This window comes from Gordonia heveisoli (assembly GCF_030315745.1).
Classification (GTDB): domain Bacteria; phylum Actinomycetota; class Actinomycetes; order Mycobacteriales; family Mycobacteriaceae; genus Gordonia.
Genome location: NZ_JASXSH010000026.1, coordinates 1 through 16,247 on the forward strand (window position 1 = coordinate 1; position 16,247 = coordinate 16,247).

General features: G+C 66.5%; 17 protein-coding genes. 4 read left to right on the forward strand and 13 right to left on the reverse strand.

The genetic code is table 11. From position 1 onward, the window contains the following. Nucleotides 1-165: 165 nt before the first annotated feature. The gene (locus tag QSJ18_RS18100; protein WP_286328031.1) at nt 166-348 is read left to right on the forward strand and encodes a hypothetical protein; all 183 of its coding nucleotides are present in this window, start codon (nt 166-168) and stop codon (nt 346-348) included. A gap of 97 nt (nt 349-445) precedes the next feature. On the opposite strand, the gene QSJ18_RS18105 is transcribed toward QSJ18_RS18100, so the two are convergent. After that, on the reverse strand, nt 446-715 hold the full coding sequence (locus QSJ18_RS18105; protein WP_286328033.1) for a helix-turn-helix domain-containing protein: 270 nt from the start codon (nt 713-715) through the stop codon (nt 446-448). 103 nt (nt 716-818) lie between these two features. Between QSJ18_RS18105 and QSJ18_RS18110 the strand changes: the two genes are divergently transcribed. The 3 genes from QSJ18_RS18110 to QSJ18_RS18120 all read left to right on the forward strand — a co-directional run bounded on the left by QSJ18_RS18110 (nt 819) and on the right by QSJ18_RS18120 (nt 1,887). Further along, a complete protein-coding gene (locus QSJ18_RS18110; RefSeq protein WP_286328034.1) occupies nt 819-1,166 on the forward strand; it encodes a hypothetical protein in 348 nt (115 codons plus the stop codon). A 197-nt stretch (nt 1,167-1,363) separates the two neighbouring features. Then, on the forward strand, nt 1,364-1,630 hold the full coding sequence (locus QSJ18_RS18115) for a type II toxin-antitoxin system RelE family toxin (RefSeq protein WP_286328035.1): 267 nt from the start codon (nt 1,364-1,366) through the stop codon (nt 1,628-1,630). Next, nucleotides 1,627-1,887 carry a type II toxin-antitoxin system prevent-host-death family antitoxin gene (locus QSJ18_RS18120; protein WP_286328036.1) on the forward strand — a complete coding sequence of 87 codons (261 nt, stop codon included), beginning with the start codon at nt 1,627-1,629 and terminating at the stop codon, nt 1,885-1,887. The genes QSJ18_RS18115 and QSJ18_RS18120 overlap by 4 nt, the downstream gene beginning before the upstream one ends. A gap of 17 nt (nt 1,888-1,904) precedes the next feature. Here the strand turns inward: QSJ18_RS18120 and QSJ18_RS18125 are convergent, their stop codons facing one another. The 12 genes from QSJ18_RS18125 to QSJ18_RS18180 all read right to left on the reverse strand — a co-directional run bounded on the left by QSJ18_RS18125 (nt 1,905) and on the right by QSJ18_RS18180 (nt 16,227). Further along, nucleotides 1,905-2,270 (reverse strand): hypothetical protein, encoded by a 366-nt coding sequence (locus QSJ18_RS18125; protein WP_286328037.1) that lies wholly within the window; start codon nt 2,268-2,270, stop codon nt 1,905-1,907. Between the two features lie 18 nt (nt 2,271-2,288). Next, nucleotides 2,289-3,386, reverse strand: coding sequence for a glycine-rich domain-containing protein (locus tag QSJ18_RS18130; RefSeq protein ID WP_286328038.1), 1,098 nt, complete (start codon nt 3,384-3,386; stop codon nt 2,289-2,291). Further along, a complete protein-coding gene (locus QSJ18_RS18135; protein ID WP_286328039.1) occupies nt 3,386-3,577 on the reverse strand; it encodes a hypothetical protein in 192 nt (63 codons plus the stop codon). The genes QSJ18_RS18130 and QSJ18_RS18135 overlap by 1 nt, the downstream gene beginning before the upstream one ends. Before the next feature lie 11 nt (nt 3,578-3,588). Continuing rightward, entirely contained in the window at nt 3,589-6,399 is a 2,811-nt protein-coding gene (locus QSJ18_RS18140; RefSeq protein ID WP_286328040.1) for a hypothetical protein, read from the reverse strand. Beyond that, nucleotides 6,396-7,097, reverse strand: coding sequence for a PE-PPE domain-containing protein (locus QSJ18_RS18145; RefSeq protein ID WP_286328101.1), 702 nt, complete (start codon nt 7,095-7,097; stop codon nt 6,396-6,398). Before QSJ18_RS18145 ends, QSJ18_RS18140 begins: the two co-directional genes overlap by 4 nt. A 2-nt stretch (nt 7,098-7,099) precedes the next feature. Further along, the gene (locus tag QSJ18_RS18150; protein ID WP_286328041.1) at nt 7,100-7,474 is read right to left on the reverse strand and encodes a DUF2746 domain-containing protein; all 375 of its coding nucleotides are present in this window, start codon (nt 7,472-7,474) and stop codon (nt 7,100-7,102) included. After that, nucleotides 7,471-7,659 (reverse strand): phage holin, encoded by a 189-nt coding sequence (locus QSJ18_RS18155; protein ID WP_286328042.1) that lies wholly within the window; start codon nt 7,657-7,659, stop codon nt 7,471-7,473. Before QSJ18_RS18155 ends, QSJ18_RS18150 begins: the two co-directional genes overlap by 4 nt. Before the next feature lie 6 nt (nt 7,660-7,665). Then, nucleotides 7,666-8,721: an N-acetylmuramoyl-L-alanine amidase gene (locus QSJ18_RS18160; protein WP_286328043.1), complete on the reverse strand. Its 1,056-nt coding sequence runs from the start codon at nt 8,719-8,721 to the stop codon at nt 7,666-7,668. A 65-nt stretch (nt 8,722-8,786) separates the two neighbouring features. Beyond that, entirely contained in the window at nt 8,787-9,134 is a 348-nt protein-coding gene (locus QSJ18_RS18165; RefSeq protein ID WP_286328044.1) for a hypothetical protein, read from the reverse strand. Then, entirely contained in the window at nt 9,131-10,918 is a 1,788-nt protein-coding gene (locus QSJ18_RS18170) for a Gp37-like protein (RefSeq protein ID WP_286328045.1), read from the reverse strand. The genes QSJ18_RS18165 and QSJ18_RS18170 overlap by 4 nt, the downstream gene beginning before the upstream one ends. Next, entirely contained in the window at nt 10,915-11,850 is a 936-nt protein-coding gene (locus tag QSJ18_RS18175) for a hypothetical protein (RefSeq protein ID WP_286328046.1), read from the reverse strand. The genes QSJ18_RS18170 and QSJ18_RS18175 overlap by 4 nt, the downstream gene beginning before the upstream one ends. After that, a complete protein-coding gene (locus QSJ18_RS18180) occupies nt 11,851-16,227 on the reverse strand; it encodes a phage tail tape measure protein (protein ID WP_286328047.1) in 4,377 nt (1,458 codons plus the stop codon). Nucleotides 16,228-16,247: the final 20 nt, after the last annotated feature.

The following is a 16,247-nucleotide window of genomic DNA, read 5'->3' on the forward strand; positions in this document are numbered from 1 at the left end:
GTGGAGCTAAGGGGACTCGAACCCCTTCAAAATAGGCCATTCGTGCAGGTCAGAGCATTTTCGTCGGTCGCGCATGTGCTTTTGGCGACACGCCCTGACCAGGCATGATCGAGCTTGGCGTTTCCTAGGAAACATCTGTCGCCGCAGCCTCGCTACCCTCAGTCCATGCCCACGACCGAGGTGACCCCGACCCGCTGCCCACATGGTCATCCGTGGCGACTCGACGGCCACACGTTCCTCATCGGCTGGGACAACAAGCATGACCCGCCGTGCCGCGTCTACCACTGCCAGACCGAGGGCTGCGACGGACGCTGGTGGGTCGAGGAGATCCGCTGGCGCGAGGGCTGACCGCGCCCCATCCACCACCCGCCATGCACGACGGCCACGAGCGCGATGATGTCCAGCCACATGCAGAGATGACGCAGCGGGGACGCCGGCGGTTCCGTCAGTCGTCGAGCTCCACCTCGGGGAGCTGATCCACGAGCGCGCGGCCAAGCTCCTGTGGCGTCATTCCGAGCCCGGCGGCGAGTAGAGGGATGTCCTCGGCGGCGACCGACGTCTTGCCGTTCATCCGGTTGGTCACCCATCGGTGGTCGGACTGCCCGAGGCGTCGGGCGAGTTCGCGGCCAGTGACCTGCTTGCGGGCCATGAGGGACCGCAGCTCCTCGGCGACCGACTGCTTCGCCGCCTCGTTGTCATTCGCCTTCGCTACCACGGGCACCAATTTAGCCGTTTGGGTTGACGTTTGGTTCATGTGGGCTATTGTAATGCTCACTGAGCTATTGACAAGTACGTCTGACGATTGAAAGGAACACCCCATGAAGCACCTCATCCTGGCCGCCGCCGCATCCCTCGGCCTGCTCGTCGCCGCCCTGGCCCTCGACACCGCCCCCGCGTCCGCCGTGTCGCCGTGCTCGATGGCGATCCCCGGCAGTAGCGCGCCGTGCCCGCCGTCGATCGCGCCGGGCGAGTCGCACGACATCGGTGGTGGCGCGAACACCGACGCGATCGGCCAGCCCGAGCGTGAGCACCCGCTGTCGACGTACGTGCCGCCGGCACCGTCTGCTCCCGAGGCCGAGGAGGAGGAGCCGACCGAGGAGCCGACCGATCCCGAGGAGCCCGCCGAGCCGTCGGATCCCGCGCCGGGTGACGGCGACACCGAGTAGTCGCAGACGAAAAATAGCGCCCCACCTGCACAAATGGTGGGGCGCTATTTCTTCCGCTATTCTTCCCGCGCCTGGACGAGCTGCTACCCGGATGGGACACACCCCGCCGCTGAGACGCAGAAATCCGCCCCACCTCGAATGCCGAGATGGGGCGGATTGGTCTTGAATGTTGGTCCAATATGTGGCACCATATTGGTATGAGCGAGAGCGGTTACCACGTCGAGATCGAGGCAAAGGCCGTCAAGGCCCTGCAGAAGATCGCTCGGGCCGACCAGCGTCGAATCGTGTCGGCCGCGCAAGCTCTCTCGATCAACCCCCGACCGGACGGCTGCAAGAAGCTCACTGCCCAGGATGCCTACCGCATCCGCATCGGCAACTACCGCGTGATCTACGTTGTCGAGGACGCGGTCCGCATCGTCACCGTCACCCGCATCGGACACCGCAGGGAGGTCTACGACCGATGAATGATCCCACCCCCCATCTGGTCCCCGTCAGTGAGGCCAAGGGCAAGCTCTCCGAGCTCGTCCGGGCAGCCGATGACGAGAACGTGATCATCATGACCTATGGGCGGCCCGCCGCAATCCTCGTCTCGGCCCGCCGCTACGGAGACCTCATCGAGCACATCGAGGATCTTGAAGATCGACTCTCGGTATATGAGCGCGAGCACCTGACTATGTCTCTCGACAAGGTCGTCGCCGAACTCGGGCTCGACGACGACTGAGGCTCACGACGCCGAGGTCACAGGCCCCGGTATCGCAGGATCGGCGTGACGTCCACGCTGAATGCCTGTGATCCGTCGTTGATGGTGAGGGAGACAGGCAGTAGCTCGGTGCGTAGCAGCGTCGAGCCGCTGAGGATGCCATAGCGGTCAATCACGGTGCCATTCGCGACAGTGCTCGCGGGCACGGTGATGGTCGCGGCCGAGCCGGTGACCTTTCCCCACGTGAAGCCGTCCTCGGTGACTTTCGCGGAGCTGCCCCAGGTGGTGTCAGCGTAGACGGTGCCGACGCGGGTTGCCCCGACGTAGAGGCCGATCCGGTTGCCGAGTGCCTTGATGGCGTCGACGCAGGCGAGTAGGTGTGCGTCCTGGTAGGTCGCGGTCATTGTTGTTGATTCCCTTCACTATTGGCGTGCGCAGCACCATGCCTGGCCGCGCGCACCTTTCTGTCCATTGCCTGCAGCAGGGCTTCCGCCGTAGCCGCCCGAGCCTGGCGGGTTGGACGCGGCGTTGGAGGTGTTGGCAGCGCCGCCGGTATAGGTCTGCCCGTTGAGCGTGAGGTCCTTGCCGGAGTTGGCGTTGCCGGTCGAGGGTGCGGCGCCGGTCCGGGTGCCGCCATTGCCGCCGCCACCGGAGACCGCTTGCCCTGCTGCGCCGGTCACCAGCGTGGTGCCGGAGTAGCTGATAGTGGTGGCCGTTCCATTCGTTCCCGCGCTAGAGATGAGGACGGACCCGGCACCGCCCGCACCTCCGTCTCCGACGACGATCGTGAGAGCGGTTGCGGTCCAGGGGATGTGCACGCCGCGCTCCAGGGTGGTCCAGGCGTAGCCACCCGCGCCGCCACCCGAACCGCCGAGTACTGTTCCCGCACCGCCACCGCCACCGCCACCGCCCAGGGCGACGAGGTCGATGTAGCGGCACCAGACGGGGATCGTGTAGGTGTAGGTGCCGACCGTCGAGTAGGTGGTGAGCGCGGCGGCGACCGCAGAGAACCACCCGGTCGCGGCGTCGCCAGCGCAGGCGCCGTCACGCCCCGGAGTCGCGAGCCGTCCGAGCTGTGTGAGGTCACCCAGCACGCCGCCATCACGGCCGGGGGTGGTGGGCTTCGCGGTGGCCAGATCGGAGCCGACCGCGCCATCACGCCCGATCAGGCCCAGGTGCGCGAGGTCGGAGGCTACCGCTGCATCACGTCCGGTGAGGTGCGGGACGATGCTGGCGAGGTCGTCACCGGCCATGTTGTGGCGTACCGGAATGCGGACCTCGAAGTCCTGCGTCGGGTCGAGGCCCATGTAGAGGCTGTCACCGACCGCACCGCCGTCGCGTCCGGTGAGGTGCGGGACGATGATGGCGACGTCTGAGCCAACCGCACTGTCGGTGGCGGTGGCTTGCGGCACGGCAAACCACCCGCGCCGCGCCGCCGGTGTCGGTGTGGCCGGTCCGTCGGCACTCCATCCGAGTCGGGCGGGGATGGTGACGTCGGGACCGTCAGGGGTCCAGGGCATTACGGTCCGGGGAATCCGAGCCGCGCGACCTCGATGCCACCCTCATCGGTGACTATGAGGGTGTGCCAGTTCGACGGGTAGCCGGTCTCGCCGGGCGGTGTGCCGCGTGTGATGGTGTACGTGTAGCCGGGCACGTCGGGGATCGTGAGCGCGCCGACATTCGTTGCCTCGGCGAGTGTTTCGTCTGCCATGTGCTGCTCTCCTATGCTGCGGCGACCATGCGGCCGGTGAATGCCGCTGACGGCCCGCCGATTGATCCGACATCGGCCTGCCCGTACGTGGCAGACGGGTAGGCGCCGTCACCGCCGCCGACGCTGACGGCACTGAGGTTGGTCTGAGTCGCGAAGATGAGGGGTTGAATCACGTCCCCGCTGGCGAGATAGATTGTGGTTGTCGCACCAGACTGTAGAGGCCCAACGGCGGCGGTCGAATTGACGGAGAGCCCCCACTGTGATGTCGCATGCTTGTCAGATGTGGATTCTGTACCGCTACTCACGACGCTACCCGCGCCGGGGACGACCCATCCTGTCGACACGGTGCCGGTGTAGCGGTATGCCTCAGCTGATCCGATAATCGAAGAGCATGTCAACTGCACCTCATACCAGCCGGCGTTCGTGATGGTGATGGTGCCGGTGCCGAGGGTGGTGACGGTGCAACCGACCGCGAGATCCTGGGACGTGAGGAACGACGACGGCAACGCCGCTGATGCACCGGCGGATACGGCCAGTGTCGAATATCCACTGGTGCCCTTGCGTAGTCGCCACGATGGGGTGCTCACGCCGGACGCCGCCGAGGTCCAGTCAGCCATGCCGAACGCGGCGATCGTGAAGGAATCGGCCTGCTTATTGCCGTACCAGAATCCGAAGTTCGCGGTGCCCCGCTGCTCGACGAGTGCTGCATATCGGTAGCTCGCTCCCTTGCTGATCGCGGTGCCGGTGTTGGTGTAGGAGATGACCACCTTGCCGTTCACCGACACCGAATAGTTTTCCGCGCCATCCGATTTCAGGCGCACGATGTCGCCCGGCGCGTTGGTGCGGCTGAGTGTGGTCCAGGCTGTAGACCCGTACTTGCCGAGCGATACCGTCGTTGCGGTGACCAGCACGTATACGCCCGACGTGCCCGCCGAGTTGCAATGCACCTGACAGCCCGATGCCCAACTCTTGCCGAAAGACGCGTCGGCAGAACCGAATACAACATAGGCCGACTGTACGTCGGTGTTGAACTGGTGCGACGAATGCGTCGGCGTGATGTAGACACCATCGCCCGCACCGGACACGATGCCCACATACCCGTTCGATCCTCGAATGCGCAGCGACGACGACTGCCAGTCGCCCGATGACAGCGTGGCTCCGTCGGCCCCCGCGAACGTCGTCTGCCAGGACATGCCCGTCAAGCTGTTGCCGTCAGTCGGCTGATTCGCCGAGATCACCGCGTTTGCGTTAATCGCCGCCTGCGCAGCCTGATTCGCCAGCGAGTAGACACCGAAGATCGTGCCCAGCAGATCCGAGATCGCACCCGTACCCGCCGCCGTCACCGCCGAGATGTCGGAGGTGATCGCCGAGTTGATGTTCGTTACCACGCTCGCGATTGCATCGTCGAGACCGGTGTCGTTGTCATCGAGATCAGCCAGTTTGCCCGCCAGCCCCGAGACCTGACCCTGACCAATGGATATCGCGCCAAGCAGATTTGGGAGTGGCGACGACACCGTGCCGCCGGACAGCAGCGTCTTGAGCTGGTCGCCGAAATCGAGCATGTCCTCGATCGCGTCCTCGATGGTCGAGCGCGCCTGACCGGTCAGCTTCTCGATCAGATCCTTGATCCACGCCAGCGCATCCGCGATGTCATCGCCGAGGCCCCCGAGATCGCCGACGAGGTTCGCGATCCACGCCTGTGGCAGCGACGTCGCGGTCTTGCGCAGGGAGACGTCATCCCAACGGATCTCGCCGCCGGTGGCCGCGGCATAGACCCGCAGCCGCACCCGCACCGTGTCGACACCCGCGGGCACCGTGTAGTCGCCGCCGATCTGCGCCCACCCCGCCGTGCCCGAGGTGACCGTGCCCACCGCCACCGTCGCCACCGTGGTCGCACCATTCAGCGCCCACACCTGCAGCTCAGCGAGCGTGCCCGAGCCCGTCAGTCCGGTCTTGCGGACCTGCGCGGTGATGTTGAGCGTCTGGCCCTCCGACACCGGCACAGCCTCCGACGTACGCACCGACGTCACCCCCGACGCCACGCACAACGCACAGCCAGCCACCGTCACGCCGTCGGAGTTATCCCACGACCAGCCGTCACCCTCGTCGAGCGTGATGCCCTCGCGGAATGCGCCCTCGGACAGGAGATTCGACGACGCCTGATTGCTCAGCGCGCCGAGGGCGAGTTGCGGAAGGCGGGCCGGGTTGATGATCCCGGTGGCGAAGGTGCGCAGTATGCCGATCGTGTTCTGGATGGCCAGGAGGAACGCGTCGGTGCCGGTGTAGGTTCCGGCCACCGCGTGCTGCAGCTCCTCGAAGTTAGCCGCGATCTGGGCCCAGCCGTCGACGACATCATCGACTGTGGGCAACCCGACGGTCACGCCCGACGCGAGTTCGAGCACCTTGCGCAGCGGGGCGAACAGGTTCTGGATGAACTCCAGGATCGGATCGTCACCTGTGTACTCGCCCAGCATCGCGTCCCACAGGTCGACAAACCTTCCGACGAGTGGCAGATCGGAGATCACATCGTGCGCGAGGTCGAGCAGGTCGGCGGGCTTCGTGATGGTCGCCGGATCGGCGGCCGCCACCGCGGCCTGAAACTTCGAGACGACGTCGACAAGCAGGCCGAGCGGTCCGCTCGTGTCGCCCGCGGCGCCCGTCATCTCGCCGCCCAGGAACGCCGGGAACCGGGCAGCCATCAGCGCCCGCAGTTGCCCGGCCGAGTGCCCCTGCAGTGATGTGCCGAGCTGGCTCGGATGCACGACGCCCTGCGGCAGATCCTCGGGACCAGTTGTCCCCCAGGGGAGATTCGGAGTGGTCACGCGGCGGCCTCCTCGATCATGCAGGCCAGGCGGCCGACGTGGCCGCCGGTGATGTAGTCGGTGGTGTGTGCGGTGCCGAGGTACCCGCGTGCGTACCCGGCCGCCGACAGCAGGCCAGCGAACGCAGCAGGGTTGCGCCACCACTGCTGCATCCGGCGCGCATCGAGCACGTCACGCAGCACGTCCTCACCCCACTGTCTGGCGGCGGCGAGATCACGGACGCTCATCCATGCGCCGAGATCGGCGAGTGACCGCAGCGGCGACCCCAGCGGCAGGTCAGCGATCGGATCACCGGGCGCGTACACCGACATGCGTCGGCATGGGACCGACAGCGCCCCGGCGATTCCCGAGCGGCCGAGGTGCACCGGATGGTGCGGGTCACCGAGGGTGGCCACCGCGAGCGGGCGATCATCAGACCCGACCAGACGCGCGTAGGCCACCGCGACGGCCGCGCCCTGACTGTAGCCTCCGACGATGACCGGGCCGTCGACGTCACGCGCCGCGTCGGCCAGCTCATGCACACCGACCGCGACCGACTCGGCGTAGGCCAGATCGCCTGTCGCAGTAGCCGGGCCGAAGCTCGCCGGATAGTCGACGTAGCGCCACGACAGTCGATCGCCAAGTGTGCGGCGCAGCGACTCCGACACCGCCGAGCGCGCACCCGGCCGCGACCACGTGCCGTCGCACCAGAGCAGCATCGTCACTGCATATCCTCCGGGTGATGCTTGGCTGCGATCCGATCCTGCCTGGCCGCCGACGCGCGTAGCTCGACCATCGACGACTCGACGACACGAGCGAGCGACCGTAGTTCGCCCGAGAGCCTGTCGACCTTCGTGTCCACCTGATCGACCTTGCGTTCGTTGCGGTCCAGGTCATGGCGCAAATTCGAGGTGTGGTCGTTGGCGACCTGTTCTTTGATGACCTCGACGCCCGCCGCCAGCTTCTCGTGCTTGGCGGTGGCCCGCGACGACTGGATGCGCGTCACCACTACCGTCGTCGCCGCCGGAATCGCCACCGCCAGTAGCAGTCCAAGTAGGCCCCAGATGTCATCGGGCAGTAGGCCGGGCGTGCTCACTCGTGCCCGCCCGTCGGTGTGTGGCGGGCCGCCAGTGCGTTACCACCAGCACCGAGGAGTACGCCCGCGAGCGAGATCCACAGTGCCACCTCCTGATCGGAGATCACGCCATACGCGGCCAGAAGCGGCACGACCGTGGCGAGTACCTGATAGATGCGCAGGCGGCGCTCAGGGGTCAGTGTCATGACGGGTCAGCCCTTCTGTTCGATCTTCACTGCGCCGCTCGGATCCCAGACGAGCGTGCCGTTCTCGAAGTCCTGCCGCCGCCCCGTGCCATCGACGTACTCGTCAGAGATCGGCCAGCCCAGTGGGCCGGCCTCATACCCCTCGCGCGCCCACCGCGCACCAATGACTCCGTGCACGTAGAAACCGGGTTGTCCGTAGCGGCGGTAGAGGACGCCACCCTGGAACGCCTGCACGTCGCCAACTTTCGGGGCGGTGGCGATCGGCAGGATCGAGTGAAATGCGGTCGGGTACCCCAGCGGGCCGCGTTCCCAGTCGAGTGCCTCGTAGGCCTCCATGAGGAGCTTCGGGATCGGTCGCGCGCCGGTGGTGGGATGCCAGTACACCGAGCCGTTCTCAAAGTGCGCGAATCGTCCGACGCCGTCCTTGCACGCGGCCTCGCCGGTGGTGATGCGTTTGCCGAGCCAGGGCGATTTCGCGGCGATCTCGTTGATCTTGTTCACCGGCGGAACGACCTGATTCTCGGCCCCGGTGACCAGCGCCTTGAGGTCGGCCTCGAACACGTCCCAGGGGAAGCTCGGGCCGACGTCGGTGTGCGTGCCGATACCGAGCACCACGGTCACGTAGTTGTGATCGGAGATACACGCGGTGCGACCGAGTTTGTACGGGCGGCCGTTGACGACCAGCCGTATGTAGGGGTACTTCTTGGCGTCCTCGACCGCGGTCCACGCGGCGATGCGAATGGCGTTGCGGAACTTCGAGAGCCAGACCGACCGAGACTGTGCCGCACGCGAGCCCGCGAAGCACAGGTTGATCGACTGCGGGTTGGCGTCGAGGACCGACCAGGAGCCGTAGTCGGTGTTGACCATTGCGGCGCGGGTGCTGTCGTCGACGATGTAGTGGTAGGAGAACGCGCCGGAGTTGTTGCCCGATCGCGCGAGGTTCTCGGCGGTGGCCGAGCCTTCCTCGGTATGCAGGAAGAAGTTGATAACTCGTGCGCCCCACCGGTTGGACTGATTCGGACCGAGCAGGTTGACGTCTCTGAATGTCGGTTTCGCAGCCATGATTGCCTCCTCGGGCATGACGAGATCCCCACGGCCGGGCGGTCGCAGGGTGGTGTGGTGGGTGGTCAGTCGGCCCGGACGACGCCGAGCAGCTTCTTCGGGATCCGCGCGGGCCGCTTCGGCGCCGTGCGGACTGCTGGGGTCTCCTGCGGTGCGAAGTGATCGACCGGCGCGCGGTCGGCCACCTCGGCGGCCGCGGTCTGCTCGCGCACCTTCTCGGCGACCCAGCCTGGCAGGATCTCGACGTCGGCCGCGATCTCGCCGGTCTGGCGCACCCCGAAGTCGTCGAGTTTGGCCGCGATGTTGCGGACCACCTCAACCGGCATCGGGTACGGCTGTTGGTTGGCCGTGAGCAGCGCGGTGATGAGTGCGCCGGTCAGCTTCTCGATGCGCTCGTTCTTGTTGTCCGTCATCCGATTCCGATCTCCTGCACAGTTGACATGAGCGTTCCGACGAGGCCGATAGCCTTCTCGATGGCGTCCTGCTGGGCGCGACGGTCGCCGAACTTGGCCTTCCAGACCTGCGGCTCGGACCCGCCGAGCGGCAGCGACAGTTCGCGACACCGCATCACGAACACACGCGCGCCGAGGTGCTTCGACGTCGCGGGCACCCGGTCGCCGAGCCACCAGTGGCCCTGGCCGCGGTCACCGATCTGCCACGGCGCGGCGCCGGCGGCCTCGAAGGTGTATGCCGTGGACGGGTCGGTCTCGCGGCGACGGCGACGAAGATCCATGATCGCCGCCGGGGTGTATGCCTGGGTGACGCCTTCGGCGGCAGTCTCCAGGTCATGGCCCCAGCCCTGCTTAGCCACCCGGTCGAGCAGCGGCACCGTCATGTAGGCGAGGACCGAGTCCTTCAAGATCGGCATGAGGAAGGCGTTCAAGATGTTGCCGAGGCTGCCGACGCCGTAGCCCTGGAACGAAATGTTGTCGCCGAGAACGTCACCGGCATAGCCGACCACTGCCTCAAGTAGCTCATTCACACCGGGCATCGACGCCCCGCCCGCATGGATCGTGCACGGCCCGCCGGCGCCGCGCGCCAGCTCGAATCCTTCGCGACCGGTGATCTTCCCGGCGCGGTAAGTCGCGTACGGTCGCGGCGGCTGCGAGGACAGGACGCCCGGCAGCCGGTACCCCTGGACGTCGACGGGCTCACCGGTGAGCAGGTCGTAGCTGTCCTCGACGTAGTTGCTGGTGACATTGGCAATCGCCCGAGTCATGCCGGTGGCGAGGTTGCCAGCGATCGACGTACCCGAGCGCCAACCGGACTTGTCGACGATGTCGACGAACAAGGTGCCCTGACGCCAGTTCGTGCCCGCGCCCGGGAATGGCTCGGGATCGCCGTCGAGGTAGCGGCGCGGAACGACCATCAGCTCAGCGTCTTCGAGGATCGGCGCCATGACGTCGAGCCAGCTCTGCTTGATCGTGCCGGTGATGATCGTCGGCGGCGCCACACTGTCGGTCAGCTTCCGTGGGATCGGCACGATCTGCGCCTCAGCCCACAGACCCTCGGTCCAGGTCGACAGATCGAGCAGGTCGAAGTTCATGTTGAAGTTGGTGCCCTGGTTGCGAAGGACGTTCGCGCCCAGCGTCATCAGCCCGCCCCAGTCCGCGGGCGCGTAGGCAAACTGCACCTTGGGCTGCTGGATCAGCGGCGGCGGCAGGAACGGCGACGCCGCCATCTGTACATGCTTGAGCCGCTGCATGTCGTCCTGGAACTCCAGGATCACCCGGTCACCGTCCGACGATTCCTTCAGCGTGACACCGGTCTTCGGGTCAGTCTGGCCGCCGATCCGCGCGCCGTCCTTCTCCACGATCGTGTGGATGTTCGCGCCGAGGGCCGCCTGCTCGACCGCCCATCGGGCGAGGTAGGTCGAGCGGTGGGCGTCCATCGCCTCCGACTCGGCCCAGTCCATGAACGCGGCGAGGTCGGTTCCGGCGTACGGCCGCACCGGCACGGTCTCGATCGGCAGCTCGTAGTGGATCGACCCGGTCTCATTTTCCTTGAGGTTCATCGAGCCGTCGAGTACCGCCGACCAGCGCGCCCGCGACACCGTGCCGCGGTAGTACCAGTTGCCGGTGTACAGACGGATTCGTGCGGGCCGCGACGTCCGCTCGATGCGGGTCTCGCGGATCTCCTCGGCCCACTGCGCGAAGTCGTCGAGGTCGGTACCGGTGAACGCGACGACGACGCTCATTCCAGGCCGCTCTCGGCCGACCAGAACCGGCGCAGACGTAGCTTCGCCTTCGCCCCGGCCGGACCGTTGATCGTGACCGGCAGCAGGATCGGATCTTCCGCGGTGCCGGTGTAGGGCGGGATCCAGTACAGCGGCTCGACCCCGCCCATCACGCCGTCAGCGTTCGACAGATCGGCCGCAATGTAGGGATCCATCAGCGGATGGGCCATCACCGACCAGAACTGGTCGATCGGCTCGCCGTTGTTGACCGCGATCATCCGGGCGTCGTGCATCCCCGGTGTCCACTCGACGTCATGCTCCTGCTCGTTGCCGAACCCGAAGTCGGCGAAGCTGAACGACGCCTCACCGCCGGTCGCGACACCCGGATCGAACGCCCAGATCGGCCACGCGTCCTGGTCGGTCGGATTCCACACCGGCAACCAGTACGTGGCCTCTCCGCCCGCATGTGCTGGAGTCGTCACCTCGTGAGCGGCCGACTCGTACCGCGGCTCGAACAGGTCCGCGGTGATCAGCGCCCGCGCGTGACCCTCGGCCTCCCAGTCCTGCTCGGGCGAGAACTCGATCTCGCGCTGCAGGCTCGGACGCAGCCACCGCGCCCCTGAGAGGCTGGAGGTGTAGCGGAACCGCACCTTCTTGCGGCGGTGCATCGAGCCCCAGAGCTTGCGGACCCGCGACACCTGCACGGCGACCCCGGCGCCGATGTCGTGGATGTTGAGCGCGATCACCAACTGGCCCACCGGTACGTCGGTACCGCCGTCTCGACCACCGATCTGTCCGGCCGGCGAGATCGTCCGTGACTTGAAGCCGGTGCCGAAGATCCCCTGTGGCGACTTGTCGAGCACGATGCCGTTGTCGAGCACCGCGTCGTCGGTCGGGCTCTGGACGACGATCGAATCGCTCTCGCCGATCAGCGCGATCTCTGCGATGGGCATCTATCCGACTCCTGCCAGTCGTGCCGCCGCGCGGCGCTGTTGGTCCTTCTGCGCACGGAGGAACGCGTCCTCGACCGTCGCGGTCTTGATCTGGTACGTCGTGACGTCGAGTGCCCGGATGGCTGCGAGGATCTGATCGAGTTTCGCGACAGTGTCGGCGTCGCCGCGGTTCGGCTTGAAATCGCGGTCGACCATCGTCTCGAAGGCGTCGGTGTGCCGCGGCGACAGCACACGCTCGGGCTTGATGACGTTCTTCGGGAGCAGGCCGAGACCGTTGGCGAGACCGCCCTGGTCGTACCAGTGCGGATTCTGCGCCTGCCAGAACGCCCACGCCTTCGACGGATCCTTGTACCGCTCACCGATGTACTCGGCCCAGGGCCCGGCCTGCGCGGCGGCGTCCGGTGTGAAGTACGCCGGCCACCGCTTCTTCTTGTCCTCGCCGAGGAGCTGACCGAGTCCGTAGGCACCCGATGCCTTGTTCGTCGCGTCGACGAGCCAACCGGATTCGCCGTTGCCCAGGCGCAGCGTGTCGAGCCACTTGTCGCCCGTCCAGCCGCGCTTCTGCCACTCGGCCCAGACGGCGGCCTTCGCGCCGGGCGTGCCCGCGGCGATGCCGCCTCCCGGGACGTCGGTGATCAGCCCGACGGCAGGCTGCGGAGACGGATTCCCGCGACCGGCGAGGTCGGCCCGATCGAACTCCTGCTTCTTCGCCAGATCCTCGTTGTTGTGCTTGACCTTCATGTCCGCGATGTCGCGGTCGTACTGCAGTTTCAGCGACTCCGACTGCCGCTTGTACTCGTCAGCCGACAACGATCCCGACTTCTTCTGGTCTTGGAGCGCCTTTTTCGCATCGTCGTACTGCTGCTTGCGCGCAGTGACCGACTGGTCGTATGCCTGCTTGCGCTGCAGCTTGTCGTCCTCGTACTGCTGCTTGAGCGCCAGATCGGTTCCGCCGCCGCTCTTGTCGCCGCCGGACGAGTCCTTGCCAATCGACTTGTTGTACGTCGCCTTCGCATCGTCGAGCGCCTTGTCGTACTCCTGCTTCTTGGCCTGCTCGTCGTTCTCGTGCTGATGCTTGAGGTCGTTGAGCTTCTGCTCATGCTCGGCCTTGCTGATGCGCTTCTGCGTGTAGTCGTCGTCGATCGCCTGCTTCGCGCGCTGATACTCCTGCTCGCGCTGCAACTTCGCCTGGTCGTACTCGTCCTTGAGCCGCTTCTTGTCCGAGTCGTACTGCGACTTCGCGCGCTCGCGCTCCTCCTTCGACACCTTCGGGCCGCCCGAGCCGTCACCGTTGCGCTGGTTGTTGTACTCGTTGATCGCCTCCATCCACGGTGGCGTGTCATTGATCCCGGTGACATCGAACAGACTCTTGGCCTGGCCCTCGAAGAACTCCTTGCCGAACAGTCCGGCCCACCCCGACAGCGACGTCGGGTACTCCTTGCGGCCACCGCCACCGGCCCCGCCGTCGTCGCCATCGTTCGGCGCCGGCGTCTGCGGGTCACTCGGGGTCGGCGTCTGCGGGGTATCCGGCGTCTGTGGGGTCTGGAGCTGCGGGGCATCACTGATCGGACCATTCGCCCGGATATGGGTGTGGTCCTGATGTCCGGGATAGTCGGAGGCGAAGTAGGAGCCATCATCCTCGGTCCGGCCATGCCACCCGATCTTCTTCCCGGTCTCCGGGTTCTGCCAGATGATTTGCTCCAGCGTCGGCATCTTCGGCGCGATGGACAGCAGATGCTCGGCGAACTTCTGCATCGCATCCAGCGCACCCGACCAGTCGATACCGCGGTTGAGGTGCTGCGGATTCGGCGCGTACCCAGCCTCGCCGCGATCTGACTCCTGATGCCCCGGGTAGGTGCTCGGCTTGACCCCGAACTTCGCGCCGAGGTCGTGCACCCACTTCGGGAAGACCGCGCCACCCGACCCGTACCCGCCGGTGTTCGTGCCCGTCGGAAGACCGTACGAGCCAACCAGCCCGCCGTCGGCATACCCCGGCAGGAGGCCAGTGCGGTTCATGTAGTCCAGCGCGCCCGGATGATCGCGCTCGATCGCCCGCTGGGATTCTTTCTGCACCACGAACTCGTCCGCGTGCACGATGCCGGCCACCTTGTGCTTCGGGCCCGGGCCAGTGTGTCCGCCACCCGCGAACCCGTCGACGTTGATGTCGGGCACATCCCAGCCCTTGCCGCCAATACCCGGCACCCAGTCGGGAGCCTTGAACGACAGCTTGCCGATCGTGTTATTCCACAGCCACGCAATGCCTTTGAACACCAGCTTTGCCGACTCGCGGAACGGGGCGAAGATCCCGCCTGCGAACTCCTTGATCTTGCTGGGCAGCCCCTTGAAGAAGTTGACGACGTTGGTGAACGCACCGACGACGCGGTCCTTCACCTCGACGGCGACACCGGCAATCGCCGAGATCCCGCCCTTCACCCACCCGAAGACGATGTTCGCGCCGGCCCAGAAGTTGTCGATGACCGTCTTGATGCCGTTGAAGGCCGGAGCGATCGCGTTGTTCCAGAGCCATGCGGCAGCCGTGCCGATCGCCGAGAATCCCGCGCGCCATGCGGCGAAGTAGCCGCGGATCAGCGCCCACACTCCACCGACAACGACCTTGATCCCGTTGAACGCCGGACTGATTGCGTTGCGCCACAACCACGATGCGGCAGCGCCGACAGCCTGGAACGCCGCCTTGAACGCGGGGAACACGGTCGTCGACAGCCAGCCCCACACGGCCGAGACCACACCCTTGATACCCGACCAGGCGCCCTGAACGATGTTGCGGAAAGTCTCAGACCGCTGGTAGGCGACCACGAGTCCGGCAGCGAGGGCGGCCAGCGCGGTGATGATGATGCCGACAGGGTTCGCGGACATCACCAGATTGAGGGCCGCCTGGGCAATCGCCCACGCCTTCGTGACCCCGACGATGGCGCCAATCGCCAATGCGGCACCGCCCAGTGCTGCCCCCAGTGGCACCAGCCAGTCCCCGTTGCGCTGAACCCACTCACCGAAGGACTTCATCGCCGGGACGCCTTCTTCGTTGACACGTCCCATGAACTCGCCGATGACGCCAAACACCTTGGACGCGACGGGCTCCAGCGCGACGAGCGTGCGGTTCTTGAAAAGCTCCCATTGCTCGGCGAAGTCCTTGGTGTCGTCGGCGGCACCGCGGATCGTGTCGGTACCGGCGCCGGTCGCCGCGACGAAGTCTACGACCGAGAACTTGCCCGACTTAACGGCCTCGACGAACTGGGCGGCCCCCTTGGTGCCGAACAACTTCGACGCCATGTTGATCGCACCGGCATCGTTTCCGGCCTTCGTGAAGTTCTCGATCGCCCGGACGGTGCCGTACAACGCCTGCTGAGGGTTCTTGCCTTCCTTGGCGAACGCGCTGAGACCCTTGGTCATTGCGGCGACCATCTTGTCGGCGTTGAGGCCCGACTTCTCCAGCGAGCCGATCAGCCCGGCCGACGCGGCGGCGTCGAACCCGAACTGCTTCAAGGCTGGGGCGCCCTTCTCCGCGGACTCCATCAGCTTCGCCATCGGCACGCCGGTCGCCTGCGACACCCGGAACAGTTCGTCGAGGGTCTTGGCCGTGTCGCCCGAGCTGATACCGAACGCCTGCATAGTGCCGGCCAGGGCATCCATGCTGACCTCTTGACCAAGGTTCTTGAGCTCGATCACCTGCGCGGTGACATCTTCGAGCGGCTTGCCGGTCAGGTCCAGCTTCGTTGCCAGTTCGGTGACCGCGGTGCCGATGTCGGCGAACGACCCCGGCACCTGCGTGCCGACGTTCTTCGCGATCTGCACCAGGCCATCGAGGCGCTCGCCCGTTGCACCGGTGCCCGCGCGGATCGTATCGGCGACGTCGTCGAATGTGGAGCCGACCTTGTAGAGTGCAGCACCGGCCGCACCAATGCCGGACGCAGCGATCGCTCCGAACTTGACGAAGTTCTCAGCCGAGAAGATCGACCGCCGACCGGTGTTCTCGATCGCATCGCCCGCGCCTTCTGCGGCCTCGCGCGCTCGCTCCTGCGCGTCGGCCAGACCTTGCGACGCCGATTCGGCCGCTCGACTTGCCGCCGCCTGGTCACGTAGCGCCTTCTCGTGCTTCTCTTCGGCGGCAGCCAGTCGTCCGGCGTCTGTGACGCCGCGGTCACGCAAGGACTGCAGCTGCGCCTCGGCGACCCGCGCCCGACCGGTCGCGTCAGCCTCCTTGTCACGCGCCTTCGTGAGCGCGTCCGAGGCCCGGTCAACGGCGGCCTGTGACGCCTCGATCCCTGAGGCGATACCGCGACCGATTCCCTCACCGGCCCGTCGGCCGATGACGTCGAGGCCCCCGAGGCTCTGCGCCGCCGCGTCGGAGACACCCCTCATGCTCGGGATGATCTGGAGGG

Excerpts from the sequence above, each read along its gene's own strand:
- QSJ18_RS18100 (WP_286328031.1), top strand. The coding sequence starts at position 166 with ATGCCCACGACCGAGGTGACCCCGACCCGCTGCCCACATGGTCATCCG.
- QSJ18_RS18110 (WP_286328034.1), top strand. The coding sequence starts at position 819 with ATGAAGCACCTCATCCTGGCCGCCGCCGCATCCCTCGGCCTGCTCGTC.
- QSJ18_RS18115 (WP_286328035.1), top strand. The coding sequence starts at position 1,364 with ATGAGCGAGAGCGGTTACCACGTCGAGATCGAGGCAAAGGCCGTCAAG.
- QSJ18_RS18120 (WP_286328036.1), top strand. The coding sequence starts at position 1,627 with ATGAATGATCCCACCCCCCATCTGGTCCCCGTCAGTGAGGCCAAGGGC.
- QSJ18_RS18125 (WP_286328037.1), bottom strand. The coding sequence starts at position 2,270 with ATGACCGCGACCTACCAGGACGCACACCTACTCGCCTGCGTCGACGCC.
- QSJ18_RS18130 (WP_286328038.1), bottom strand. The coding sequence starts at position 3,386 with ATGCCCTGGACCCCTGACGGTCCCGACGTCACCATCCCCGCCCGACTC.
- QSJ18_RS18135 (WP_286328039.1), bottom strand. The coding sequence starts at position 3,577 with ATGGCAGACGAAACACTCGCCGAGGCAACGAATGTCGGCGCGCTCACG.
- QSJ18_RS18145 (WP_286328101.1), bottom strand. The coding sequence starts at position 7,097 with ATGCTGCTCTGGTGCGACGGCACGTGGTCGCGGCCGGGTGCGCGCTCG.
- QSJ18_RS18155 (WP_286328042.1), bottom strand. The coding sequence starts at position 7,659 with ATGACACTGACCCCTGAGCGCCGCCTGCGCATCTATCAGGTACTCGCC.
- QSJ18_RS18160 (WP_286328043.1), bottom strand. The coding sequence starts at position 8,721 with ATGGCTGCGAAACCGACATTCAGAGACGTCAACCTGCTCGGTCCGAAT.
- QSJ18_RS18165 (WP_286328044.1), bottom strand. The coding sequence starts at position 9,134 with ATGACGGACAACAAGAACGAGCGCATCGAGAAGCTGACCGGCGCACTC.
- QSJ18_RS18170 (WP_286328045.1), bottom strand. The coding sequence starts at position 10,918 with ATGAGCGTCGTCGTCGCGTTCACCGGTACCGACCTCGACGACTTCGCG.
- QSJ18_RS18175 (WP_286328046.1), bottom strand. The coding sequence starts at position 11,850 with ATGCCCATCGCAGAGATCGCGCTGATCGGCGAGAGCGATTCGATCGTC.
- QSJ18_RS18180 (WP_286328047.1), bottom strand. The coding sequence starts at position 16,227 with ATGAGGGGTGTCTCCGACGCGGCGGCGCAGAGCCTCGGGGGCCTCGAC.